Origin of the sequence: Arthrobacter caoxuetaonis, assembly GCF_023921125.1 — a bacterium.
Lineage (GTDB): Bacteria > Actinomycetota > Actinomycetes > Actinomycetales > Micrococcaceae > Arthrobacter_B > Arthrobacter_B caoxuetaonis.
This window is the reverse complement of the sequence record NZ_CP099466.1, coordinates 1,472,323-1,497,077: the sequence shown is the minus strand read 5'-3', so window position 1 is coordinate 1,497,077 and position 24,755 is coordinate 1,472,323. Positions and strand designations below refer to the sequence as shown.

Sequence of the window (24,755 nt, the reverse complement as noted above, 5' to 3'; positions counted from 1 at the left end):
CTGGTTATCAGACTCCACCTGCTGTCTGGCAGGTGAGCCTAGTTACAGAACTCGAACATAAAATCAGGGATCAAATCAATATAATTTTCACATTATATCTTTTGCGTTCCCGTTACGAACCGGAACTCCGGGCCGCAGGTACTACGTGCCGGCGGCAGCCACGATCTGCATGGCAATGCCTACGACGATGAAAAGCACCAGGAACGCAAGGTCCAGGGAAACCCCGCCCAGACGCAGCGGAGGGATAATCCGCCGCAGGGCCCGAACGGGTGGGTCAGTGGCACCGTAGACGGCCGTGGCCAGAACAAGGGCAGGCCCCTTGGGACGCCACTGACGGGCGAACATCTGGACCGCGTCGTACACGATGCGCAGTATCAGTGCCAGCTGGAAAAGCATCAGCACCAGATACAACAGGGCAAAAATAATACTCACGCGTGTTTTCGTTTCCGCCGTAGGTTCAGGACTGCCCGCACGGTCCCCGGGACAGGGACGGCGGTTAGCTCTGGTTGAAGAAGGTGGACTGGGACTCGCTGGCCTTCTTGTCGTCTCCCAGCACCTCGACGTAGGACGGCGAGAGCAGGAAGACCTTGTTGGTCACCCTTTCGATCGTACCGCGCAAACCGAAGACGAGTCCCGCCGAGAAGTCCACGAGGCGCTTCGCATCGGACTCTCCCATGTCAGTGACGTTCATGATCACCGGGATTCCATCACGGAAGCTCTCGCCGATGATCTTGGCGTCATTGTAGGAACGGGGATGGACGGTAGTGATCTGCCGCAAGCCTGCCACGTCTTCCTTTGCCGATGAGGGGGCGCGCTTGATGGGTGTTACCGGAGCGCGGTATTCCTCTACCGCGGTGGAACGGGCCGGCTGCGACTGGGCGGCCGGCTCACGGTCGCTCCGATCGTTCTCCGGCGCGTACTCTTCGTCCCTGGCAGAGCTCTCGCGCACGGGCTTCTGCTCGTCCTCGTACAGCTCATCGCCATCGGCGAGCCCAAGGTAGATCATCGTCCTGCGCATTGCGCCAGCCATGGTTGCTCCTTCAGTCCTTCAGCGTCCCGCGTTATCCAGTGTTGGCATTGAGTTGCCCCTGCCAGTGTCGCCGGTTCCGCATGCTGGAACCTGCCATGTTTGACGCTACCCCACGGCGGGGCGGGGACCGAGAACATCTGAACCAATCCGCAGGTGTGTCGCGCCGTGCTGCACAGCGGCTTCAAGGTCCTGGCTCATGCCCGCAGAGATTGCGTTGGCGCCGGGATAGCGTGAGACCAGCACACGGGACAGCTCCTGCAGGCGGCCAAAGGCAGCCCCGGGGTCTTCTCCCAGCGGTGCGACTGCCATGACCCCGGCCAGGCGCAGTTCAGGGTGCTGCGAGACTGCATCTGCCAGGGCAGTCAGGTCCGCCGGCTTTGCCCCTCCCCTGCCCGGTGCCGCGTCTGCTGCAGGGCGGAGATCGAGCTGCACGAAACACTCCAGCGGGCCGCGCCCCGGCACCCCGGCTTCCGCCCGGCGCAGGTTTTCCCCGGCCATTGCCTTGGCCAGCGCCGAAACAAGTCCGGGACGGTCCACGGAATGCACCGCGTGGGCATACTTGGCCACGGACTTGGCCTTGTTTGTCTGCAGCTGCCCGATGAAATGCCAGTTCAGCCCGGCACACGCACAATCGGCTGCCTTGGCCTCCGCTTCCTGCGCCTTGTTCTCCCCGACGTCCCGGACCCCAAGGTTCCAGAGGGCCTCAACGTCAGAGGCGGGGAAGTACTTGGTGACCACAATCAACTGCGGAGCCGGCCGGCCGGCCGATGCGGCGGCGTCGGAAATCCGGGTTTTCACGGCGGCGAGCCGCTGCGCCAGCTCGAGCGCCCGGTCGGGAGATGTACTGCTCATGACTTCCTTGTGTTGCGTAAAAGGGATTTACCAGATGACGCCGGCAAAGCGGCCGGTGGGAGCATCCCTGCGGTGGGAGAAGAGATCCTTCTCCTCCATGGTGCATCCGGGCACCCGTTCGGTGTCCACCGACAGGGTTGCCAGCTGCGCTGCGGCGGCCGCCGGAAGGTCCAGGGCCGGGGTTCCCCAGCTGGTACGGGAGATCGCGCCGGGGAGGTGGACTGCCTCGTCCAGCATGGAGGCGGGAACTTCGTAGCACCTGCCGCACACGCCGGGGCCAATCCAGGCCGAGATATCAGCAGCTCCGGCATCCCGCAGGGCGTGGACCGTGTTGAGGAGGATCCCGTCCAGCAGGCCGCGGCGCCCTGCGTGTGCAGCGGCCGTGACCAGCTTCCCGCCGGGGGCAGTGCCGGCAAAAAGCACGGGCAGGCAGTCGGCAACCATTACGGCCAGGGGCGTGGACCCGTCCGTGCTCAGCAGCGCATCGGCGGTGGGGACGCCAGCCGGCGCCGCAGGATCCGGAACGCTGGCCACGATCGCGGAATGCACCTGCTCCATGAACCGCAGCCCGCCCGGCCGGACACCCATGTGTTCCTCCAGGGCCCGCCGCCGGCCCAGGACCACCCCCGGATCGTCGCCAACGTGAAGCGCGAGGTTGCCTGCCGCTGTGTCAGTGAAAGCTACCCGCAGCCCGCCTGGGCCGCGCCCTTCCCACCAAAACACCGTTCAGCCAACCCCGCGCCGGTACTGCTTGGGTCTTACTTCAGGAAATCCGGAACATCCAGGTCATCCTGGCGTCCGGCACTGAGGTCGGGCTCCACGACGGCAGGAAGGTCGATGTCGAACCCTGCGTCCGCAGGAACGTCGGAGGCCTGCGGGCGCTGGGCCCAGGCCGAGTTTCCGACACCGGCAGCAACTGCAGCGGCGGGGGCGGAAGGCTGTTCGGCCGGCTTTGCCGAGACCGGCTGTGACGTGACGTCCACCTGGTCGAACCCTGCTGCAATCACCGTGACGCGTGCCTCGTCACCCAGGGCGTCATCAATGACGGCACCGAAGATGATGTTGGCTTCGGGGTGTGCCACTTCCTGTACAAGGCGGGCAGCCTCGTTGATCTCGAACAGTCCCAGGTCCGAACCGCCCTGAATGGACAGCAGGACGCCGTGGGCGCCGTCGATCGAGGCCTCAAGCAGCGGAGAGGCGATAGCCAGTTCCGCTGCCTTGACGGCACGGTCCTCGCCGCGGGCGGAGCCGATGCCCATGAGGGCCGAGCCGGCACCCTGCATGACGGACTTCACGTCAGCGAAGTCGAGGTTGATCAGGCCCGGGGTGGTGATCAGGTCGGTGATGCCCTGTACGCCTGAGAGCAGCACCTGGTCAGCGGAACGGAAGGCGTCCAGCATGGAGACGTTGCGGTCGCTGATGGAGAGCAGCCGGTCGTTCGGGATGACGATCAGGGTGTCGACTTCGTCCCGGAGGGTGTCGATGCCCGATTCGGCCTGGTTCGACCGCCGGCGGCCTTCGAAGGTGAACGGACGGGTGACGACGCCGATGGTCAAGGCGCCGAGGGAGCGTGCAATGCGGGCTACCACGGGCGCGCCGCCGGTGCCTGTACCGCCGCCCTCGCCTGCGGTTACGAAGACCATGTCCGCCCCGCGGAGCACCTCTTCGATTTCCTCGGCGTGGTCCTCTGCAGCCTTGCGGCCAACCTCGGGATCAGCACCGGCACCGAGGCCGCGGGTCAGTTCCCGTCCGACGTCAAGCTTCACGTCGGCGTCGCTCATCAGGAGCGCCTGGGCGTCCGTATTGATGGCGATGAACTCGACTCCGCGGAGTCCAACGTCGATCATTCGGTTGACGGCATTCACGCCGCCGCCGCCGATGCCGACGACCTTGATGACGGCCAAGTAATTCTGCGGTGCTGCCACGTCCTGTGTCCCTTGTTCGAAATCTGTGCAACTGATTTATGCGGCCGGGACTTCCCCCGGCCAAACCTTCAACCGAACAACCTTAACCCTCGAGTTGAGGGTTATAGTTATGTCAAGTAATGCTCTACTCCCGACGCTATGGGGCGGCGGTAGCTTCCGCAATTACCGCCCCGCGCGTGTCGGTGAGAATCTTGCTGTGAATTGTCCGTGAGCTTCATCGTGTGACCGGACGGTTGGGCGTACTGACGTCGAACACCGTTACCGGCGGATCCGCGGGAGGCATCAGCAGCAGGGCTTCCAGCGCCCTGGCCTTGGCCACACTGGCCTCGGCGCTCCCCCAGAACACGGTCTGGCCGTTGGCCAGCTTCAGCTCAACCGAATCCACGGTTTCCGCCGACGCGTGGTCAAGCAGTGCCAGTACGTTGGCGGGAAGGGCCGCAAGCACTGCGGCCACAGTGGGAAAGACTTCGCTGTTCACGGCCTCGGTGCCGCCGTCGATCAGGGGCAGGGCCACGGCTCCGCGCTCCCCTACGGCAGCCAGCTGCCGGCCGGATTCGTCAATGAGCAGGAACTCGCGCCCATTCTGCAGGACGGCAACAGGTGTCCGCTCCCTGATGGTCACCACCAGGTCCGACGGCGGCACCGCCGCGACCTCCACGCTTTCCACCTCGGGACGGTCTGCAAGGAGCTCTGCCGCATCGGCGTCGGAAATCAGGGTCAGCGGCTGGCCCATGAGGGGTGAAAGCGCACTTTGGGCTTCTTCGGAACTGAGCAGCGAGTTTCCCTGCACCTGGAGGTTCTTCAGCGCCAGGGCCGGTGAGAAGAACAGCACGGCAAACAGTGCTGCCAGCAGGACGACGGCGGTTCCGGCTCCAGCGAGCACATAGCGCCGCCTGCGCCGGGCAGGGGGCTCAGGAAACGCGAGAATGCTTGCATCCGAGTCCGGGGTCTTTTCGGCGGAGATGCTGCCGGCGGCAGAAGAACCGGCAGGGGTCGCGCTGCCCGCCGCGCGGTCCTGCGTTCTGTCCGGCGTTCCAGGGGCCTCCCGGGTCGCGGTGATCACGGGATCGCCGGTACGGACCCCGGCGGGCCACGTCTCCGGACGCAGTTCGTGGACCTGCGCCCCTTCGGCGGGAAGCACCTGCACCTTGGCGGAATTCGCCGCGGATGTCCCTGCCGGCTTGGCCGCCTTCGTTGGGAAGGAGTCTTCGGCTGCAGGATTCGCGGCACCGGATGACCCGGAAGAAGCCTCAGCAGCCCCGACGCCGCCGGCTGACCCGGCCACGGAGCGGCGTGTCCGGCCGGCCGCGGGGGCCGGTTGCCGCGGCTTCCTACCTGGCATCCGGACCGCTCTCCGGGCCGCCGGCGGCAGCGCCCGATCCTGCCGAAGCCAGGGCCTCGACGATGACGGGACCGTACTGGGTGACGTCACCGGCCCCAATGGTGAGGATGATGTCGCCTTCCGCGGCGCGGGCGGCGATGCTCCGGACAGCGGCCAGGGCGTCCGGGGCCGCCGTTCCGGGAACGCGGAGCCTCTCGGTGATCAGTTCGCTGGTCACACCGGGAATGGGGTCTTCCCGTGCCGGATAGATGTCCAGGACGGTGACGGAATCCGCCTGGTCCAGGGCGGAGGCAAACTCGGCCGCGAAGTTCCTGGTGCGGCTGAACAGATGCGGCTGGAAGAGCACGTGGACCGCATGGCCCCCTGCCACGGCACGTGCTGCCTGCAGGGCGGCGGCCACCTCGGTCGGATGGTGGGCGTAATCGTCAAAGACCCGGACGCCGCGCGCGGAACCCTTGGCTTCAAAGCGGCGGGCAGCACCGGAGAACGTTGCCAGGCCCTGCACGGCACTCTCCGGCGGGACACCCAGTTCCACCGCAACAGCGAAGGCCGCCGCGGCGTTCAGAATGTTGTGCCGTCCGGGCACCTGCAGCCGGAGGACCTGTTCCTGGTCGTGGTAGTCATGGCGGAAATGCAGCACGCTGGTGGTGCTCCGGCCGTCCGCGTGCGTGTCTGAAATTCGGACATCGGCATCCGCTGCGTAACCGTAGGTGCGTGCCCGCGCCGGTGAGCTGCGCTGCAGCAGGTCCCTCGCGCCCTGGTCGTCGGCGCAGGCCACCAGCAGCCCGTCGTCCGGGAGCAGGTCCACAAAGCTGTCGAAGCTGGCAAAGACAGCCTCGGCCGTGCCGTAGTGGTCCAGGTGGTCGGCTTCGACGTTGGTCACCACACTGATCCGCGGCGAGTAGTTCAGGAAGGACCCGTCCGACTCGTCAGCCTCCGCAACGAAGACGCGCCCGGAGCCGGCCTCGGCGTTGACGCCCAGCGCAGCGACGTCCCCGCCGATCGCGAAGGACGGATCCAGGCCCGCCTCGCGCAGGGCCACGGTAATCATCGCCGTCGTCGTGGTCTTGCCGTGCGTTCCCGCCACCGCCACGAGGTCCTGCCCGCCCATCGCCGCGGCCAGGGCCACGGAACGGTGGATGATCCTCAGGCCGGCGGATTCCGCGGCCGCGAGTTCGGGGTTGTCGGGGCGGATCGCCGTGGAGATGACCACCGTGTCCACGTCCTGCACGTTGGCGGCGTCGTGGCCCACGGAGACCCTGGCACCCAGGGCTTCGAGTGCGCGGAGCCCGGCGGAGTCGCGGGCATCGGAGCCGGAGACCCGGACACCCCGTCCAATCATCACCCGCGCAACCGCCGACATGCCGGCGCCGCCGAGTCCAATGAAGTGGACCCTTCCAAGGGCCGTGAGTTCCGTGCTCATGCTTCTTTCCGTTCCGCTGCCTCAAGGATCATGGCTGCCATTTGTGCGTCTGCGTCCCGGATTCCCCGGGCCGCCGAGGCCTCAGCCATCCGCTGCAGGGCTGTGGCGTCCTGCAGCAGCGGAACAACGTTTTCGGTAATCCATTCGGGGGTGAAGAGGGAATCCCGCACCAGCAGCGCTCCCCCGGCCTGGACCAGGCCCGCAGCGTTGAGTGCCTGTTCGCCGTTGCCGTGCGGCAGCGGCACCAGCACGGCGGGAAGTCCCACGGCCGCAATCTCGCTGACCGTCCCGGCACCGGAACGCGCCAGCAGCAGGTCCGCCGCCGCATACGCCTGTTCCATCCCGTCCACGTACTCCACCTGGCGGTAGAGCGGTGCGGTCAGCGCCTTGCCTTCGGCGTCTGCTGCGGCTTTGCCCCTGCCGGTCACGTGCAGGGTCTGGATACCGGCAGCGGCGAGGACGGGCAGCGCCGCTGTCACAGCGGCATTGATGCTGGCGGCACCGGAAGAGCCTCCCGTAACGACGAGGGTTGGCAGGTCCTGTTCCAGGCCCAGGGCCGCACGGGCGGAGGACCGGGATGCCGCGCGGTCCAGCTGGGAGATTTCCCGGCGCATCGGCATGCCGACCCAGCGGGCTCCGGGGAGCTTGGTCTCTTCGAAGGCAACGCCCACTACTGCGGCATTCCGGGCGCCGACACGGTTCGCCAGGCCGGGCCGTGCGTTCGCTTCATGCACAACGATCGGCACCTTGCGTTTCCGGGCGGCGAGGTACACCGGCGTGGAGACGTATCCGCCAACGCCCACAACGACGTCGGCCCCCGCCTCGTCCAGGATGTCGCCCGCCTGCCGTACGGCGCGTGCCAGCCGTGCCGGAAGCCTCGCAAGGTCACCGCTGGGCCTGCGCGGCATGGGTACCCGGTCGATCACCGCGAGATCATAGCCGGCAGCCGGAACCAGGCGTGTTTCCATGCCGGCGGAGGTTCCCACGACTTTGATGCGGGCATCGGGACGCTCGCGTCGAACGGCGTCGGCGATCGCCAGCAGCGGGCTGATGTGCCCGGCCGTGCCGCCTCCGGCGAGGACTGCGGAAAGTGGGGACTGCGTCATGTAGCTGCGGGTTCCCTTTCAGGGATGGTGCGGGCAAAGGACAAGAGGACGCCGACGGCGGCCAGGGTGAACGTCAGCGAGGATCCGCCGTAGGAAATGAAGGGCAGCGGCACACCGATCACCGGAAGCAGGCCGGTGACCATGGCGATGTTTACGGCAGCCTGGCCAATGATCCACACCAGGATGCAGCCGCAGACTATTCGGATGAACGGCTGGGTATGGCGCATGGTGACGCGCACCGTGGCCACTGCAAGGATACCGAAAAGAACGAGCACCACCAGCGTGCCGAGCAGCCCGAACTCCTCGCCGATGATGGCGAAAATGAAGTCGTTGTGCGCCTCGGGAATCCAGTTCCATTTCTGCCGGCTCTGGCCGATCCCCAGCCCCAGCCACCCGCCGGAAGCCAGTGCATACATTCCGGCGTTGGCCTGGTCGCAGAGCCCGCCGGAGCAGTCCAGCTGCAGCCAGGCGCTGATGCGGCTGGTGCGGTTGCCGCTGAACGCGGACATTACGGCTGCCAGCACGCCGGCGGCGGCTCCGAGCAGGAACAGGATCTTCAGGCGGACGCCCGCAAAGAAAAGGGCCGCCAGCATGATCAGGCCCATGATGATCACGGTACCGAGGTCATGCCCCAGCAAGACCAGTCCGATCAGGATTCCGGCTCCGGGCACTGCCGGGACCAGCGCATGGATGGGCTTGGCAATCAGGCCCTTCTTGCGGGCAAGAACCATCGCCAGCCACATGGCCATGGCCAGCTTGGCGGCTTCCGAGGGCTGTCCGGTCACCGGACCGAACGTCAGCCAGTTCTTGTTGCCGTTCACTTCCTCGCCGATGACCAGCACCAGCACCAGCAGGAAAACTGCCAGGATGAGCGCCGGCCATGCCATGACGCGGTAAAAACGCGGTCCGAACTTTGAGAACAGGACCATGGCGAAGACACCGAGGGCTGCGAAGCCCAGCTGCTTGACGAACAGGTCGAAGGTGTTTGCGACGTTCGCTCCGGACCCTGCCGCATTCGCTATGGCTTCGACGGAAGAGGCGGAGAGGACCATCATGAGTCCAATGACGGTGAGTCCCAGGGTCGAACCGAGGATCATGTAGTAGCTGGATCCGGTCGCCTGGGAACCGCTGCCCTCCAGCAGGACCATGAAGGCTTCCCAGCGCTCCCGCAGCTTCAGGCCGCCCGGGGAGGACTTCCCTGGCTTCTGCCGCGCAGGCACCGCGTTCGGTGCCGCCTGCCCCCCGGTGCGCGCTCCAGGTGTCCTGGCCGGGGTTCTCTGGGCGCCTGCTCCTGCCGGACGCTTCCGCGCTGCCGGCTTTCGCGCCTTGCCCGTGGGCGTGGTCACCATCTACGGCTCCTCGGTGGTCTGCGCCTGCCCTTCCACGTATCCGCGGACAGCTTCAATAAATGCCTCGCCCCGGTGGGCGTAGGAGCGGAACTGGTCCATTGACGCCGACGCCGGCGCCATCAGGACCGTGTCCCCGGGCTCCGCCGCAGCAGCAGCAGCCGTGACGGCTTGCACCATGACCGCTTCGCCCGTGGACGGGATTTCCCCTCCAGTGTCCGCCGCCGCTGCCTCGATTACCGGGACATCCGGGGCGTGTCGGGTCAATGCGCCGCGCAGCTCGCTGGAATCGGTTCCGATCAGCACGACGGCGCGCAGGCGCGGGGCGTGGGCCTGCACCAGATCGTCATAAGTGACGCCCTTGGACAGCCCGCCTGCGATCCAGACCACGGACGGAAAGGCAGCCAGCGAAGCCGCTGCCGCGTGCGGATTGGTCGCCTTGGAATCGTTGACCCAGAGGATGTCGTTCAGCTTGGCTACGGGTTCGATCCGGTGGCCGCCCGGAGCATAGTTGCGCAGACCGTCCCGCACTGCGACGGGCTCCACGCCGAATGCGCGCACCAGTGCCGCTGCCGCGAGGGCGTTGGCGGCCAGATGCCGCGGTGCGCGGTCACCCAGGTCATCAAGGGAGGCCAGCTCTGCAGCGGAGTCGCGGCGCTGTTCAATGAAGGCGCGGTCCACGAGCAGGCCTTCCACGATGCCGAGCATGCTGATGGCCGGCATGCCGGTGGTGAAGCCAATGGCCCGGCAGCCTTCCACCACGTCCGCTTCCTCGACCATGTGTTCGGTCTCGGCCTGTTCGGCGTTGTAGATGCAGGCTACCTGCGTGTTTTCGTAGACTTTGGCCTTGGCAGCCCGATACCCGTCGTAGCCGCCGTGCCAGTCCACATGGTCCTCGGCGATGTTCAGGCACACGCTGGCAAGGGGTGACATTGTGTGGGTCCAGTGCAGCTGGAAGCTGGAGAGTTCGACGGCGATGACGTCCCAGCCCTGCGGATCACGGATCGCATCCAGGATCGGGGTCCCGACGTTGCCGGCGGCAACTGCGCGGAGACCGGCAGCCAGGAGCATGCTTTCGGTCATCGACACCGTGGTCGTTTTCCCGTTGGTCCCGGTGATCGCCAGCCAGGGTGCGGTGGGCCTGCCTTCGCGGATCCGGACCCGCCAGGCCAGTTCGACGTCACCCCAGACGGGGATGCCCGCAGCCGCGGCCTGCGCCAGGACCGGATGCTCCGGGCTGAAGCCCGGTGAAGTCACCACGAGTTCGGGCTGCTCGCCGTCAACCAGGGGCAGCGCGGCAGCAGCATCGGCTCCCAGGAGGACGGAGGCGGCCCCGACGATTCTCAGGGTGTCGGCCTTGGCGCGGGTCTCTTCCGAATCCTGGCCGTCCACCACTACTACCCGGGCACCGAGTTCGATGAGGGTATCGGCAGCGGAAAACCCGGACAGTCCGATTCCGGTGACGACGACCCGCAGGCCGCGCCAGTCCGAGTCCCACGTGGTCAGGGACGCCAGCCGCGGGGTGTCGGTGTAGGCATCGCTCATTGTCCGGCCACCCAATCGGCGTAGAAGAGTCCGAGGGCAAGGGCGACGCACAGCCCGCCGATGATCCAGAAGCGGACCACCACGGTCACCTCTGCCCAGCCCTTGAGTTCGAAGTGGTGCTGGAGCGGTGCCATCTTGAACACCCGTTTGCCGCCGCTCAGCTTGAAGTATCCCACCTGGATGATGACTGAGGCGGAGATGATCACGAACAGGCCGGCGAGGATCACCAGAAGCAGTTCGGTCCGGGAGAGGATGGCGAACGCTGCGATGGCGCCGCCCAGGGCCAGGGATCCGGTGTCGCCCATGAAGATCTTCGCCGGAGAGGTGTTCCACCAGAGGAACCCGATGAGGGCTCCCGCCAGGGCGCCGGCCAGGAGCGCCAGGTCCAGCGGGTCACGGACCTCATAACAGACACCGCTGTCGGCCGCGGCGCCAAAGCAGCTCTGGTTGGACTGCCAGATGCCGATCAGGAAATAGGCACCGAATACCAGCACCGAGGCACCGGCGGCGAGCCCGTCCAGGCCATCGGCCAGGTTCACGCCGTTCGTGGCACCGGTGATGATCACGCTGGACCAGAGGATGAAGAGAATCGCGCCAATGATGGTTCCGGCGAATGCCAGGTCGATCGCAGTGTCGCGGACAAAGGAAATGTTCGTCGACGCCGGGGTGAGGCCGCGCTCATCGGGGAACTGCAGTGCCAGGACTGCGAAAACCACGCCCACCAGTCCCTGCAGCGTGATCTTGGCTTTTGCGTTCAGGCCCAGGGAGCGCTGCCGGGAAATCTTGGTGTAGTCGTCAATGAAGCCGACCAGGCCCATTCCCACCATCAGGAACAGCACCAGCAGGCCGGACGCCGACGGGCCGAAGCCGGTGGGGTTGATGGCATTGCTGATGAGATGGGTGATGAAGTAGGAGGCCACAACGGAAGCGACGATTACCGCCCCGCCCATGGTGGGCGTACCGCGCTTGGTGTGGTGCGACGTCGGGCCATCATCACGGACGAACTGTCCGTAGCCCTTGCGGACCAGGAAACGGATGAACAGCGGGGTTCCGGCAAAAGCCAGGACCAGCCCCAGGGAAGACCCGATCAGGAGGGAAATCACTTGTTCTCACCCCGCGTGGCGTTCTCGGCGGACAGCTCCGTGGCGGCAGCAGTTTCGAGTGGGGTTTTCAAGGCAATCCGATCTCCGAGGAACCGCAGTCCGGCTCCGTTGGAAGACTTAAAGAGGACGACGTCGCCGGGTTGGAGCGACGCTTCAAGAATGGCCTGCGCTTCTTCGGGAGTCTGGACGAACTGTGATTCGTCGCCCCACGACCCCTCCATGACGGCGCCGGTGTGCAGGGCACGGGCGCCGGTTCCGACGACGATCAGTTTGGAGATGTTCAGGCGGACGGCGTAGCGGCCGATCGCGTCGTGTTCGGTCACCGAGTCGGCCCCGAGTTCGAGCATTTCGCCGAGGACAGCCCAGGTGCGGTGCCCCTGGCCCAGTTCGGCCAGCGTGCGCAGTGCGGCACGCATGGACTCAGGGTTGGCGTTGTAGGCGTCGTTGATCACTGTGACGCCGTCGGGCCGGTCGGTGCGTTCCATCCGCCAGCGGCTGGCAGCCTTTTGCCCGGAGAGGCCGGCGGCGATGTCCGCCGGCGCGATCCCGGCGGCAAAAGCAGCGCCGGCAGCGGCAAGCAGGTTGGCCGTGTGGTGGGCACCGATCAGGCCTGATTCCACCCTGTGTTCCTCCCCGTTCGGGAACCGCAGGGTGAAGACCGGGCGGCCCTGGGAATCGGTTTCTGCGTCAACCGCACGCAGCTCCCTGTGGTTCCCGGGGAGCTGGTCGGTGGAAGAGGTGAAGAGCAGGACGTCGGCTGTGGTGCGCTTGTCCATGGCGGCAACGCGGATGTCGTCGCCGTTGAGCACGACTGTCCCGCCGGGAGGAACGGCCTCAGCCAGTTCGCCCTTGGCACGGGCGATGTTCTCCACCCCGCCGAACTCGCCGGCGTGGGCGCTGCCCACGCAGAGCACGACGCCAATGTCCGGGCGGACCATATCCGCCAGGTAGGTGATGTGCCCGACGCCGGTGGCACCCATCTCCACTACGAGGTAGCGGGTGCCGTACCCGGCCGAAAAAATCGTCAGCGGCACGCCGACTTCACCGTTGTAGGAGCCCACCGGAGCCACGGTCTCGCCGTGTGCGCGCAGCAGGCCGGCGAGCAGGTCCTTCGTGGTGGTCTTGCCGGCCGAGCCGGTAATGCCAATGACCGTGAGCGGTCCGTCGGCACGCAGCCGGCGGACGATTTCCGCGGCAAGGGCGCCCATGGCGAGCACTGCGTCGGGTACCACGACGGCGGGATGGACTGTGCCGTCGCCGTCAGTTACCGGACGTTCCGTCAGCGCCAGCGTGGCACCGGATTCGAACGCCCGGCCCACAAAACGGTGTCCGTCGGAGAATTCTCCGGGTTTGGCAATGAACAGCGATCCGGCTGTCACCTCGCGGGAGTCGGTCGTGGCTGATGTCACTGGAATGGAAGGGTCGGCCGCTGCGGCCCCCACCAGCTCACCGCCCGTGATTGCCGCTATTTCGGCTGCATTAAGTTCAATCATGACGAATTAGGACTCTACCCCGTCCCCGGAAAGCACCGTGAATCCGGCAGTTTCCAGTGCAGTGCGCAGTTCCACCCTGTCATCCAGGGCCAGGTTCACTCCCTTGACTTCCTGCCAGACCTCGTGGCCGCGGCCGGCCACCAGCACGGTGTCTTCCGGGCGGGCAAGCTCTACGGCGCGGGCAATGGCGGCGGCACGCGGCGCAACCTCAAGGACTTCGCACCGTCCCTGGCCAGTCTCCGCTGCACCGCGCGCACCCCGCAGGACATCGGCCCGAATCGCGGCTTCATCCTCGTCGTGGGGGTCGTCGTCCGTGACAATCACCACGTCGGCCAGGCGGGCGGCTATGGCTCCCATCAGGGGGCGCTTGGTCTGGTCGCGTTCACCGGTGGCACCAAAGACCACGATCACGCGGCCCTGGGGGCGCCGCACGGATTCCAGCGTGCGGGTGAGCGCGTCAGGGTTGTGGGCAAAGTCCACAATGGACGCCGGTGCCTCGCTGATGAGCTGCATGCGCCCGGGAACCTCAACGGTGAACGGATCATGCTCGTCCAGCACGCGCTGCATCGTTTCGGCCGGGATTCCCGTTTGGAGGACCATGGTCAGCGCCAGCGCGGCGTTGGAGACGTTGAAGGCACCGGGCAATCCGGTGCGGACCCGCAGCGGCTTGCCCTCCGCCGGCACGAGCTCGAAGGCATGTCCCAGCCCCTCGCGCGTTATCCCGCGGACCTGCCAGTCGGCGCTGCCTGCCTCTCCGGTGGTCAGCAGGGTCACCCCGCGCTCCCCCGCAGCGGCCGCCATTTGGCGGCCCCAGCCGTCGTCGACAGTGACCACGGCGCGCCTGCACCGGTCAGCATGGAAGAGGGCGGCTTTGGCGTCGAAGTAGTCCTCCATGGACCCGTGAAGGTCCAGGTGGTCCTGGGTGAGGTTGGTAAAGCCGGCGACGTCGAAGACCACGCCGTCCACCCTGCGGTAGGAAATGGCATGGGAGGAGACCTCCATGGCGGCGGCATCCAGCTTCCGCTCACGCATCAGGGCCAGCAGGCCATGGACCTGCGGGGACTCCGGCGTGGTCAGGACGCTGGGGATGGCTTCGCCTCCGGCCAGGATCTCGATGGTTCCGATCAGGCCGGTTCTCTGGCCGAGTGCCTGGAGCAGTGAGTTGATGAAGTACGTAGTGGTGGTCTTGCCGTTGGTTCCCGTGACGCCGAAGAGCACCGGCGCGGATCCGTCCCGGGGCTGGCTGTTGAACACCGCCGCGGACAACGGGCCGACCAGCCGCCGGATATCCTCAGCCACAAAGACCGGCAACCCGGACTTGCCCAGCTGGGAGAGCCCGGCGGGGTCCGTCAGGACGGCAGCGGCGCCGGCAACGGCCGCCTTCGAGGCGAAAGCCGCACCGTGGTGGCGGGCACCGGGCAAGGCGAGGTAGAGGTCCCCCGGGGCAATCTCGCGGGAATTGATGCTGATCCCGGTGACCCTGGTGCCCCAGGCCTCAGTGCCCGTTCCGGGCGCAGCCGTGATGGCCGGCGCACCCGGGGGAAGCGCTGCCGCGGCATCGCCCAGGGTGACCGGACTGACCCGCTCAGGGCGCATGCCGTTTCCGGCGCGCTGAATTTTGCTTTGTGGCACTGCACTGCTCCAGCTTTTAGTACTCGATGGGGTAGATATCCGGCTCCCCGGTGGAGGGAGCGACGTTGTTGGTTGTCAGGACCTGTTCCATGACCTTCTGGAAAGTCTTGCCGGGTTCAATGTAGAAAAGGTCGCCCTTGGGCCGCTGCAGGGTTACCACCGCGACGTACTTCGGGTCATCCATTGGTGCAATTCCAGCATAGGAGACCGTGTAGCCGTCGTAACCTCCGTTGGGCCCGGGGGCCTCTGCCGTTCCGGTCTTGGCACCCACCCGGTACTTCTCCAGCGCACCGGAGGCACCGGAGCCTTCCACCGTGACGGTTTCCAGCATGCGCTGGACCTCGGCGGCAGTCTTCTCGGAGACCACCCGGGTTCCGGAGCCGCGTTCCACGGGATGCTCCACGCCTTCGGCGTCTATCCGCGAATCCACCAGCCGCGGCGGCAGCCGGACGCCGTCGTTGGCGATGGTCTGGTACACCATTGCCGTGTGCAGTGCTGTCTGGGTCAGGCCCTGCCCAAACAGGACGGTGTACTGCTGGCGGGTGTCCCAGTTCTCCGGCTTGGGCAGCAGGCCCGGTGTCTCACCGTTGAGCCCGGTATTCAGTGCGGTGCCGATCCCGAACTTGCGGAGCCAGTCGTAGCGCTGCTGCGGTGTGAGCTGCTGCCCGACCATGACGGTTCCGGTGTTCATGGACTTCGCCAGAATGCCGGACGCAGTCATCTGCACCGTTCCGTGGTCGAAGGCATCTTTGAAGGTCTGTCCGTCGATCGTGTACGTGGAGTCAATCTTGAACTGCGAGGTGGGGGTGATGAGGCCCTCTTCGATGGCTGCTGCCATGGTGATGACCTTGGTCGTGGAACCCGGTTCGAAGAAGTCCGTGACGGAACGGGCCTTGCGGGACTCGGCCTCCGTGGCGCCCGGGTTGTTCGGATCGACGGTGGTGGATTCGGCCATGGCGATCACGTTGCCGGTCTCTACTTCCACCACGACGACGTTGCCCCAGTCCGCGTTGTAGTCCCGGACCTGGGCAGCAATGGCCTGCTGGGAGAACCACTGCAGGTCCTGGTCAATGGTGAGCTTGATCGACTCACCGTCCTGAACGGGTTCGTCCTCATGGGTCGCATACGGAATCCGGATGCCGTCGCCGCCGATTTCGTAGGTCTTGCTTCCGGCTTTGCCTGCCAGGATCCCGTCCTGGGTGAGTTCCAGGCCCTCCTGGGGACCTTCCGTGCCGAGGAAGCCGACGATTGAACCTGCGACGGCACCGGAGGGGTAGGTCCTCAGGGTGGTCCGGTCCGCGTAGACACCGGGGAACTTGACGGCAAGGACTTTGTCCCGCACTTCGGGGGTTACGGTCTTGGCAACGAAGTTGAATCCCTTCTCACCCAGGATCGAACCCCGCAGGGTGGCGGCGTCCTGGCCCAGGATGGCGGAGAGTTCACGGAAAGCTTCGTCGAAGGTGACGTCCTCCCAATCCCCTTCAGGAGTCCGGCGCTGGTACTCCTCCTCGTCGTAGGCAAGGGAAAGCCGCTGGTCCACCACTATGTCGAAACGTTCGACGCTGCGTGCCAGGTAATTGCCGTTCGCGTCAAGGATTCCGCCGCGAAGGGCCGGAACCCCGACTGTTACCAGCCGGTTGGCGACAGCGGCGTCGGCCATACCCCCGGGATCCAGGCCCTGGACCTGGAAGAGGCGGACGCCGAGGACCATGAGCAGAGCCAGCGCAATGATCATGCCGGCGCGGAGCCGCCGGCTGACGAGGGACACCCTGTGGTCCTCCGGGGCCGGAGTCTGTGCTTTTGCCACAACGTTTCCTCGTAGGTGGTAAGTGGGCTACTGGCCGCTTCTCTGGCTTGGCGCCGGTATGGTGCCGCCGTTTAGGTCTTCTTCCGCAGGCGCCGGAGCCGGGACCGCTTCCTCGGCGGACTCAGCTGCAGCAGGGATGTTATCTGCCTTCTCCTCGGCCGCCCGGACATTCTTCTCCGGTTCAGCCGCAGCAGGCTGGGCCGGTGTCACCGGCTGGGTCAGCACCTGCGGCAGACCCAGAAGCGACTCGGGCCTGGCGCCGTCCTTGGCCGGTTCAGGGCTTCCGTCCACTGCCAGCGTCTGCAGGTCGATAGTACCGAACGAGGGTGAAACAACCATGCCGAGGTCGGACGCGGCAGCCGCCAGCACCTGGGGTGCCATGTGGTTCTCGACCTGCTGGGTCAGTGCCTCGTTCTTCTGCGCCAGCTCGGTGCGCTGGTTCTGCAGCTGCACCAGCTGGTACTGGCCGCTGGAGACGGAGATGTTCAGCACCAGCACGGCTGCCAGACCCACGGCCAGCGCGGCAAAGCACAGGGCTGCTACCGGAACCCGGCGTCGGCGGGCTGCGGCCGGCACCAGTGCCAGCGGAGTACGGCGGCGCGGAGCGGGGGCTTCCGGCTGCGGAGCTTCCCACTGGACCTTCCGTGCCAGGTTGCCCTGGACCGCCTGCAGCGGCATGGCCGGACGCCGCCGGCCTGTGCGTTCGGTCATGACCGTGCCCCATCCATGGTTGCGCGAATCCGTTCAACAGCCCGCAGCTTGGCCGAAGCCGCCCGCGGGTTCTCTGCAATTTCCTGCTCCGTGGGAACCTCTGTCCCCTTGGTCAGCCGCTTCAGCTGGGCTTTGTGCTCCTCAAGCTCCACGGGGAATCCCTTGGGAGCTGAGGACCGTGAGCCGGCTGCGAAAATGTCTTTGACAATGCGGTCCTCCAGCGAGTGGTAGGACATCACGACGATGCGCCCGCCAACACCCAGGACGGACAACGCAGAAGGAATGGCGCGTTCAAGGACGTCCAGTTCCTCGTTGACCTCGATGCGCAGCGCCTGGAAGGTGCGCTTGGCAGGATGCCCGCCGGTGCGCGCTGCCGCAGCGGGGACGACGGAGCGGATCGCCTCGACCAGTTCGCCGGTCGTGGTGAAAGGCTGCTTTGCCCGTGCTGCAACGATGGCGGACGCGATGCGGCCCGCGAACTTTTCCTCGCCCCAGCGGCGGATGATCGAGACCAGTTCCGCTTCGCCATAGGTATTGACGATTTCCGCAGCGGTGCGGCCGCGGCTGGTGTCCATCCGCATGTCCAGAGGCGCGTCATATGAATAGGCAAATCCGCGGTCACGCTCGTCAAGCTGCATGGAAGACACGCCGAGGTCGAACAGTGCCCCGTCGATTGAAGCGAAGCCAAGGTCCTCGACAACGTCGGCGATTTCGTCATAGACCGCGTGGACCAGGTCAGTGCGGTCCTGGTAGGCGGCAAGGCGCTCCCCTGCCAGCGCAAGGGCCTGCTGGTCGCGGTCAATGCCGATGACATGGAGCTTGGGGAAGCGCTCCAGCATGGACTCGGTGTGTCCACCCATGCCCAAGGTGGCATCAACGACGACGGCGGTGCGGCCCGCGGCTTCCGCCGCTTCGATAGCGGGAGCCAGGAGGTTGATGCAGCGGTCACGCAGGACCGGGATATGCCGGTCTTCCGTGGGTCGTTCTTCAGTCATGTGGTCTCTCCTTCCGCTGCTGGCAGGATGCGGCGGGTTCTTGGACCAGATCCCCATCCGCGCCTCACGTTGTCAGCCTGGCTCCGGGGAAGGTGAGCCAGGAGGACTCCGCGGGGCGGCTGGAGATCTCGTTCAAGATCCCGCCGGCTTCCCGGTCTGGGTCTTCCTTGGTGGTGCTGTACTTATTTTCCTGCTGTGCAACGGTCAGAGGAATCCGGGAAACGCGTCTTCATCCGTCTCCGAGAATGCGTTTTCCTTCTCCTCCAGGTACTCCTGCCATGCTGCGGCGTCCCAGATCTCGGCCCGGGTGCCAGCGCCAATGACGGCGAGTTCACGACCGAGCCCGGCATACGAGCGCAGGGCCGGCGGAATGGTGACCCGTCCCTGCTTGTCCGGAACTTCGTCTGAGGCTCCAGACAGGAAAACGCGAATGTAGTCACGGGCCTGGCGTGAAGACAGGGGTGCCTGCCTCATCTGCTCGTGGACCTTTTCGAACTCTTTCTGGCTGAAGACGTAGATACAGCGTTCCTGGCCCCGCGTCAGAACCAGCCCGTCGGCCAGCTCGTCACGGAACTTGGCGGGAAGGATGAGCCTGCCCTTCTCGTCCAGGCGCGGTGAATGAGTTCCGAGGAACACCAGCCACCACCTGTCCGATTCGGGAGATTGTCCCCTCCTGCACTGCCCCTACCCTCTTACGCCCCCCACTTTACTCCACTTCCCTCCACAGTCAACGCAATTCGATAACGTTTTTGGGCGCGTCGCACCCCGGGTTCCCAGCACTGCCGAGGGATGCCGGGCGGGGAGACCCGGTGGAGGGAAACGGCGGCCGCCGGACCCTGGACACAAAAAAAGACCCGCCTCAGCGGGTCTTTTCCGGTCCTTGTGGAACCTTGGGGAGGAAAGTGGGGCCCCTAGGGCTGGTCCCGCTTGCGCTCGTCCCATTTGTTCTCGAGATTGCTCATGAACCCGCGCGGAGCAGCTTCACGTTCTTTTCTTCCTGTAGGAACCGGCGTCGACTCGGCCTTTTTGCCCTTGGTGGTCGCGTAGTACATGCCGGCACCCATGACGACGAATCCGAGGATGCCGACCAGGATGTTGAACGGACTCTGCAGTGATATCCCCAGGATCAGTACTGCTATTCCCGCGACTGCCACGAGCGCGCCCAGCACGATGCGCCGGGTCGACACTCCACGGCCGCCCGATGACGCCATGGAGTTGGCGAATTTCGGGTCTTCGGCGTGTAATTGCTGCTCCAGCTGGTCAAGCAAGCGCTGCTCGTGTTCTGAGAGTGCCATTACTGTCTCCTTGGGATCCAAATGTGCCCTGTAAACCTAGCAACGAACCCGGCGTGGTGGTGGTTCCCGCGGAGGTTTCGACGCTGATCTGCACTTAGGACAAGGATAGATTGCATTCGGGCCGGGGGAAAGCCGCGCCTACGCATGCTTGTCCCCGGTACGCCTGGTCTCCTGGTTCTCCGGGCGCAGCAGCCGCGCAGGCATGATCCCGCCGTTTCCAAAGCGACGGTTGATCCGGTCCAGTGCGTCTTCCGCGGAGCGCCAGTTGTCGTCCCTGCCATCCAGGGTCAGTTGCTGCGCCGCGCCTTCTGCAGACTCCAGGTGCTCAGCCCTCAGCCCCACCAGGCGGACGCTCATGGGACGCCGGCCCAGTCCGGCAAGCAGGCCCCGGACCGCCTCGTAGAGCAGCTGTGCACTGTCGACAGGTTCGGCAAGCGTGCGGGTGCGGGTGAGCGTGGAGAAATCCGCGTAGCGCAGCTTCAGCGACACGGAACGGCACTGCAGGCCTGCGCTGCGCATCCGGGCGGCGGTGCGGTGCGCCAGCCTGAGGAGTTCGGTTTCCAGGGCCTCGTCGTCATCGACGTCGGTCGCGAATGTCTCCTCAGCGCCAATGCTCTTCTCTACGCGGACGGGTGTCACGGCGCGCGGGTCGCGCCCCCAGGACAGCTCATGGACGTGCAGGCCCGTTGCACCCAGGAGACGCTGGAGGACTGCCGGGGGCGTGTTCGCGACGTCGGCCACGGTCGAAATGCCCACCCGGGCCAGTGCTTCCCGGGTCTTGGCGCCGACGCCCCACAGCGCTGACACGTCGAGGGCATGCAGGAAGGAAATGGTCCCGTCCTTGGGAACCAGCAGCAGCCCGTCCGGCTTGGAACGCGTGGAGGCTATCTTGGCAACGAACTTTGTCGAGGCGATCCCTACGCTTGCCGTGATGCCAAGTTCCGTGCGGACCCGCGTCCTGATGAGTTCGCCGATCGTACGCGGCGGTCCGAGACGCCGCATGGAACCGGCTATGTCCAGGAACGCCTCGTCCACACTGAGGGGTTCGACCAGCGGTGTGATGGATTCGAAGATCTCCATCAGCCGCGCGGAGACGCGGCGGTAGACGTCCTGGTGCGGCTCGAGGACCTGCGCCTGGGGACACAGGCGGCGGGCCGTGGCCATGGGCATGGCAGAGCGCACCCCGTACCGCCGGGCCTCATAGGAAGCTGAGAGCACGACCGACCGTCCGCCGAGACCGCCGACGATGACCGGAACACCAACAAGGTCCGGGCGCCGGAGCAGCTCGACGGAGACGTAGAAGGCATCCATATCCACGTGCATGATGGTGCAGTCGCGGTGTGCCTGAACTGCTTCCGGCTCTGTTCCCACGTCTTCATCGTAGACACCACCGGGGCCTCCTTGCCGGTCACCTAGACTGGAAACAGGCCCTGACCCTTCGTCGATGCGGATTCTCATGAAGAAACTCCTTGCCCTCGCCTGCAGTGCTGCCGTTTTGGCGGCTGTCGCCGGATGCGGTTCCGGAGACGGAACATCGCCGGGATCCACTCCGTCGGCTACACAGAGCTCCAGCTCTGCCTCCTCCTCCGCTGCGCCGGCCACCACGGCGTCACCCGCCGCCGCACCATCCGAGACTCCGGCCATCGCGGAAGGCTTCCCCGAAGCCCTTCTTCCGCTCTATGCAGGCTCCGAAGCCACGGCGTCGAGCTTTGCCGAAGACAGCGAGCTGCTGACTGCCTCGCTCACAGCGACGTCGACGGCTGCCCCGGAGGAAATTATCTCCTTCTATGTTGCCCACTTCGAGGCGAAGGGATTCACCGCACTCGAAGGCGAGTCCGTGGACTCAACCCCCACCAAGGACCTGGCCCGCACCACTGGAGAAGAAACCGAAACCGTCAACGTGTCGGTCGTGACGCGCGACGGTGAATCCGTCTACACCGTCGGGGCCAATGTGCTTCCCGCGACCGCAGAGTAGGACAGCATCATGAGCCAGGCACCCGTGAACGCAGCATCGGATGCGGACCCGGCGGCCCGGGAACAGGCAAGCTACCGGGCACGCCTCTCTTCCGACCTGGAGGATTTCCTGGGCCGGCAGCGGGAGGTCCTGCTGGAGGTCTCGGAAGAATCCGTTCCCCTGCTCAGTGCGGTCCATGCCCTGGCCCAGGGCGGCAAGCGGCTCCGGGCACTCCTGAACTACTGGGGCTGGCGGGGCGCCGGAGGCGAAGCGCACGGGCTTGCCCCGGTTCGCGCCGGGGTCGCCCTGGAGCTTTTCCAGAGCGCCGCGCTGATCCATGACGACATCATTGACCGCTCGGATACCCGCCGCGGGGCACCGAGCGTCCACCGCCACTTCAGCAACCGGCATGCGGAGGCCGCCTGGTTCCTGGACGGGACGCACTTCGGTTCCTCGGCAGCAATCCTCGCCGGGGACCTTTGCCTGTCCCTGAGCGAGGAGGCTTTCACCTCGGTGGGCGCGCGTGCCGGTTACGATACGCGGGCCCGGGCGGTATTCAACCGCATGCGTACCGAGGTCATGGCGGGACAGTACCTGGACATCCTGGAAGAAGTGGTGGGTCCCGGGCATGAGCCCGAGCGTGCCGTGGTGCGGGCCCGGAATATCCTGCGCTACAAGTCGGCAAAATACAGCATCGAACACCCGCTGGCCATCGGAGGAGCACTGGCAGGAGCATCCGAGGAGCTCCTGGCCTCCTATTCGGAGTTCTCGCTTCCCCTGGGGGAAGCCTTCCAGCTGCGCGACGACGTGCTGGGGGTGTTCGGGGACCCGGCACTTACCGGGAAGCCTGCAGGCGATGACCTGCGCGAAGGCAAGCGCACCGTGCTGATCGCCTATGCGCTCAGCTCGGGTTCTGCGGCTGCCCGGCAGGAGATCACGGCCGCGCTGGGACGGCCCGACCTGGACGACGACGCAGTGGCCTCACTCCGCGGGGTTATTGCGGACAGCGGTGCGCTGGCCACGACGGAGGCGCTGATCGCCGAGCATACCGAGCAGGCCTTCAATACACTGGCCAAACTGGCAGTGGATGAAACGACCCGCTCGGCGCTGGGCTCCCTGGCGCATGCAGCCGTCACCAGGACGGCCTAGGAAAAGCTTCCTACCAGGCCAGTGCCTGGGCGCGGCGCCGAATCTCGGTCTTGCGCCCTTCCTTCAACGCATCCACGGGCCGGCCCGGCAGGGTCTCATCCGCTGTAAAGAGCCAGCGGATCATTTCCTCATCGGTAAACCCGGCGTCAGTCAGCACCGAGATTGTCCCCTTGAGGCTGTCGAGGATCGCGCCGTCGTTAATAAACGCGGCAGGCACGCTGCGTATCTTCCGCTCCCCGAGCCTCACGGCCAGGAGCGCACGTTCTTCCAGCAGGCTGTGCACCTTGCTGATTGATAGATCCAATTGTTCAGCCACATCGGGCAGGGTCAGCCAGTCGGAAACCAGTTCCTCGAGTTCATTCACGTTCCCAAGGTTGCCACGTATTACACGGACCAAGCCAGTCGGCACTGCCAGCAGGGGCACCGGCAGCCCCTAAGTCGCTACTTGGTATTGCAGAATGCACATTCTCGTGTAAATTCTCATTAGTCACACTATTCACATGTGTAACACTCGTATCTCTACTTGTTTTTTGTCACACGGATTGCGGTAGAGGCCGCAACGCTTACAGATGAGGAAACAACACGTTATGACCGTGCAGCCCAAACCGCGGGTGCGTTCCGCCTCCGCGGGCATGCCCCGCAAACTGAGCGTCGCTGTCACTACGGCAGCGATTCCTGCCGTCATGATGTCTTCCCTCGCCCTTGCCGAGCCGGCAGAAGCAGCGCCCCAGGCTCCGGCTAAGGCGCTGTTCCCCCAGATGCCGCTGCAGGCCAAGAAGAACTTCCCTGCGGGAGGGTCCATTCCCGCAGCCCAGCTGGCCGCTCAGGTCCCCGCCACCGTTGCAGCCGAGTCTGCGGTTCCGGAGAAGCACCGGATCGCGCCCGGCGACACGGTCAGCTCGATTGCCGCCCGCTACGGGCTGGATATGAATGAACTCCTGCGCATCAACAACCTTCAGCTGAGCTCGATCATCTACGCCGGCAAGGAACTGGTCCTCACCGGATCCGCGAAGGCTCCGGAAGCCCCTGCGGCATCTTCCGCAGCACCTGCTCCGGCCACCGGCACCTATACCGTGGTTCCGGGCGACACACTCAGCGCCATTGCCGCAAAGCACGGCGTCTCCCTGGCATCGGTGCTGGAGCAGAACAACCTGGGCATGTCCTCGATCATTCACCCGGGACAGAAGATCTCCGTCGGTTCGGGATCGGATGCCCCGGTCACCACGGCGTCGAGCGCTCCCGCGCCCGCTGCACCGGCACCCGCAGCGCCGGCCGCTGCCCCTGAGGCGGCCGGAAGCTACACCGTCGTCCCCGGCGACACCCTCGGGGCCATTGCAGCCAAGCATGGCGTGTCGCTGAAGTCAGTACTTGAGGCAAACAACCTGAGCATGACCTCCGTTATCCGGCCCGGCCAGAGCATTGCCCTGGGTTCCGGATCCGGCGTCACCACCCTGGCCACCCCCGCCGCACCCGCAGCACCCGCCGCGCCGGCCGAGGCTCCGACCGACCTGGTGCCAAGCACGTTCCTGCACTACACCTACCCGCAGCACGTTGTGGCCAACGCCAACCTCAACAAGCAGGCACTGAACGGGATGAATGTTCCTTCCCGTGCCCAGATGCAGCAGCTGGTTGCCGAGACCGCCGCTTCCATGGGCGTGGATCCGGCACTGGCCCAGGCATTCGCCCTGCAGGAGTCCGGGTTCGACCAGCGTGCCGTCTCCCCCGCCAACGCCATCGGAACCATGCAGGTCATTCCCTCCTCCGGCGAGTGGGCTTCGGACCTTGTGGGCCGCCAGCTGAACCTGCTGGACCCGCAGGACAACGTCACGGCCGGCGTCGCCATCATCCGTGCACTGGTCCGCACCAGCCCGAGCCTTGAGGTAGCGATTGCCTCCTACTACCAGGGCCAGTACTCGGTAACGACCCAGGGCATGTACCCCGATACGGAGCGTTACGTAGCCTCCGTGCTGGCGCACCGGGCCACTTTCTAGGCTCCACCACACCAGCGGGCAGGAGGCGGATCGGGTGTCGATCCGTCTCCTGCCCG

General features: G+C 65.8%; 23 protein-coding genes. 3 read left to right on the top strand and 20 right to left on the bottom strand.

Translation table 11 applies throughout. The features are described 5' to 3' along the window. Positions 1-141: 141 nt before the first annotated feature. The 19 genes from NF551_RS06805 to dinB all read right to left on the bottom strand — a co-directional run bounded on the left by NF551_RS06805 (position 142) and on the right by dinB (position 21,063). Positions 142-432 carry a YggT family protein gene (locus NF551_RS06805; protein ID WP_227897127.1) on the bottom strand — a complete coding sequence of 97 codons (291 nt, stop codon included), beginning with the start codon at positions 430-432 and terminating at the stop codon, positions 142-144. A 64-nt stretch (positions 433-496) separates the two neighbouring features. Then, entirely contained in the window at positions 497-1,030 is a 534-nt protein-coding gene (locus tag NF551_RS06800; RefSeq protein ID WP_227897128.1) for a cell division protein SepF, read from the bottom strand. A 105-nt stretch (positions 1,031-1,135) separates the two neighbouring features. Then, positions 1,136-1,882, bottom strand: a complete 747-nt coding sequence (locus NF551_RS06795) for a YggS family pyridoxal phosphate-dependent enzyme (RefSeq protein ID WP_227897129.1) — start codon at positions 1,880-1,882, stop codon at positions 1,136-1,138. Positions 1,883-1,909: 27 nt separating this feature from the next. After that, positions 1,910-2,605: a purine nucleoside phosphorylase YfiH/LACC1 family protein gene (locus tag NF551_RS06790; RefSeq protein WP_227897130.1), complete on the bottom strand. Its 696-nt coding sequence runs from the start codon at positions 2,603-2,605 to the stop codon at positions 1,910-1,912. A gap of 35 nt (positions 2,606-2,640) precedes the next feature. After that, positions 2,641-3,807 (bottom strand): cell division protein FtsZ, encoded by a 1,167-nt coding sequence (ftsZ, locus tag NF551_RS06785; protein ID WP_227897131.1) that lies wholly within the window; start codon positions 3,805-3,807, stop codon positions 2,641-2,643. Positions 3,808-4,021: 214 nt separating this feature from the next. After that, positions 4,022-5,092: a cell division protein FtsQ/DivIB gene (locus tag NF551_RS06780; protein WP_227897132.1), complete on the bottom strand. Its 1,071-nt coding sequence runs from the start codon at positions 5,090-5,092 to the stop codon at positions 4,022-4,024. A gap of 46 nt (positions 5,093-5,138) precedes the next feature. Beyond that, positions 5,139-6,572, bottom strand: a complete 1,434-nt coding sequence (gene murC / locus NF551_RS06775) for a UDP-N-acetylmuramate--L-alanine ligase (RefSeq protein ID WP_227897133.1) — start codon at positions 6,570-6,572, stop codon at positions 5,139-5,141. Further along, positions 6,569-7,678 (bottom strand): undecaprenyldiphospho-muramoylpentapeptide beta-N-acetylglucosaminyltransferase, encoded by a 1,110-nt coding sequence (gene murG / locus NF551_RS06770; protein WP_227897134.1) that lies wholly within the window; start codon positions 7,676-7,678, stop codon positions 6,569-6,571. The genes murC and murG overlap by 4 nt, the downstream gene beginning before the upstream one ends. Further along, positions 7,675-9,027, bottom strand: coding sequence for an FtsW/RodA/SpoVE family cell cycle protein (locus NF551_RS06765; RefSeq protein WP_227897135.1), 1,353 nt, complete (start codon positions 9,025-9,027; stop codon positions 7,675-7,677). Before NF551_RS06765 ends, murG begins: the two co-directional genes overlap by 4 nt. Then, positions 9,028-10,569, bottom strand: coding sequence for a UDP-N-acetylmuramoyl-L-alanine--D-glutamate ligase (murD, locus tag NF551_RS06760; RefSeq protein WP_227897136.1), 1,542 nt, complete (start codon positions 10,567-10,569; stop codon positions 9,028-9,030). Further along, positions 10,566-11,672, bottom strand: coding sequence for a phospho-N-acetylmuramoyl-pentapeptide-transferase (gene mraY / locus NF551_RS06755; protein WP_227897137.1), 1,107 nt, complete (start codon positions 11,670-11,672; stop codon positions 10,566-10,568). Before mraY ends, murD begins: the two co-directional genes overlap by 4 nt. Then, positions 11,669-13,165 (bottom strand): UDP-N-acetylmuramoyl-tripeptide--D-alanyl-D-alanine ligase, encoded by a 1,497-nt coding sequence (locus NF551_RS06750; RefSeq protein WP_227897138.1) that lies wholly within the window; start codon positions 13,163-13,165, stop codon positions 11,669-11,671. Before NF551_RS06750 ends, mraY begins: the two co-directional genes overlap by 4 nt. 6 nt (positions 13,166-13,171) lie before the next feature. Continuing rightward, entirely contained in the window at positions 13,172-14,761 is a 1,590-nt protein-coding gene (locus NF551_RS06745) for a UDP-N-acetylmuramoyl-L-alanyl-D-glutamate--2,6-diaminopimelate ligase (protein WP_227897191.1), read from the bottom strand. A 52-nt stretch (positions 14,762-14,813) separates the two neighbouring features. Next, on the bottom strand, positions 14,814-16,604 hold the full coding sequence (locus tag NF551_RS06740) for a peptidoglycan D,D-transpeptidase FtsI family protein (RefSeq protein ID WP_331460407.1): 1,791 nt from the start codon (positions 16,602-16,604) through the stop codon (positions 14,814-14,816). Positions 16,605-16,631: 27 nt separating this feature from the next. Beyond that, positions 16,632-17,315, bottom strand: a complete 684-nt coding sequence (ftsL, locus tag NF551_RS06735; RefSeq protein WP_227897139.1) for a cell division protein FtsL — start codon at positions 17,313-17,315, stop codon at positions 16,632-16,634. After that, positions 17,312-18,310 carry a 16S rRNA (cytosine(1402)-N(4))-methyltransferase RsmH gene (gene rsmH / locus NF551_RS06730; protein WP_227897140.1) on the bottom strand — a complete coding sequence of 333 codons (999 nt, stop codon included), beginning with the start codon at positions 18,308-18,310 and terminating at the stop codon, positions 17,312-17,314. Before rsmH ends, ftsL begins: the two co-directional genes overlap by 4 nt. 204 nt (positions 18,311-18,514) lie before the next feature. Continuing rightward, positions 18,515-18,946 carry a division/cell wall cluster transcriptional repressor MraZ gene (gene mraZ / locus NF551_RS06725; RefSeq protein ID WP_227897141.1) on the bottom strand — a complete coding sequence of 144 codons (432 nt, stop codon included), beginning with the start codon at positions 18,944-18,946 and terminating at the stop codon, positions 18,515-18,517. A 275-nt stretch (positions 18,947-19,221) separates the two neighbouring features. Beyond that, positions 19,222-19,605, bottom strand: a complete 384-nt coding sequence (locus NF551_RS06720) for an SCO2097 family morphological protein (protein WP_227897142.1) — start codon at positions 19,603-19,605, stop codon at positions 19,222-19,224. 138 nt (positions 19,606-19,743) lie between these two features. Next, positions 19,744-21,063, bottom strand: coding sequence for a DNA polymerase IV (gene dinB / locus NF551_RS06715; RefSeq protein ID WP_227897143.1), 1,320 nt, complete (start codon positions 21,061-21,063; stop codon positions 19,744-19,746). On the opposite strand from dinB, the gene NF551_RS06710 reads away from it, so the two are divergent. Together NF551_RS06710 and NF551_RS06705 are read left to right on the top strand one after the other, a co-directional pair. Beyond that, positions 21,062-21,580, top strand: a complete 519-nt coding sequence (locus NF551_RS06710) for a hypothetical protein (protein ID WP_227897144.1) — start codon at positions 21,062-21,064, stop codon at positions 21,578-21,580. The two genes, dinB and NF551_RS06710, sit on opposite strands and share 2 nt — an antisense overlap. Before the next feature lie 9 nt (positions 21,581-21,589). Beyond that, entirely contained in the window at positions 21,590-22,708 is a 1,119-nt protein-coding gene (locus NF551_RS06705; RefSeq protein WP_227897145.1) for a polyprenyl synthetase family protein, read from the top strand. A gap of 10 nt (positions 22,709-22,718) precedes the next feature. Here the strand turns inward: NF551_RS06705 and NF551_RS06700 are convergent, their stop codons facing one another. Further along, the gene (locus NF551_RS06700; RefSeq protein WP_227897146.1) at positions 22,719-23,072 is read right to left on the bottom strand and encodes an Rv2175c family DNA-binding protein; all 354 of its coding nucleotides are present in this window, start codon (positions 23,070-23,072) and stop codon (positions 22,719-22,721) included. Positions 23,073-23,295: 223 nt separating this feature from the next. On the opposite strand from NF551_RS06700, the gene NF551_RS06695 reads away from it, so the two are divergent. Next, positions 23,296-24,699: a lytic transglycosylase domain-containing protein gene (locus NF551_RS06695; RefSeq protein ID WP_227897147.1), complete on the top strand. Its 1,404-nt coding sequence runs from the start codon at positions 23,296-23,298 to the stop codon at positions 24,697-24,699. Positions 24,700-24,755 lie beyond the last annotated feature (56 nt).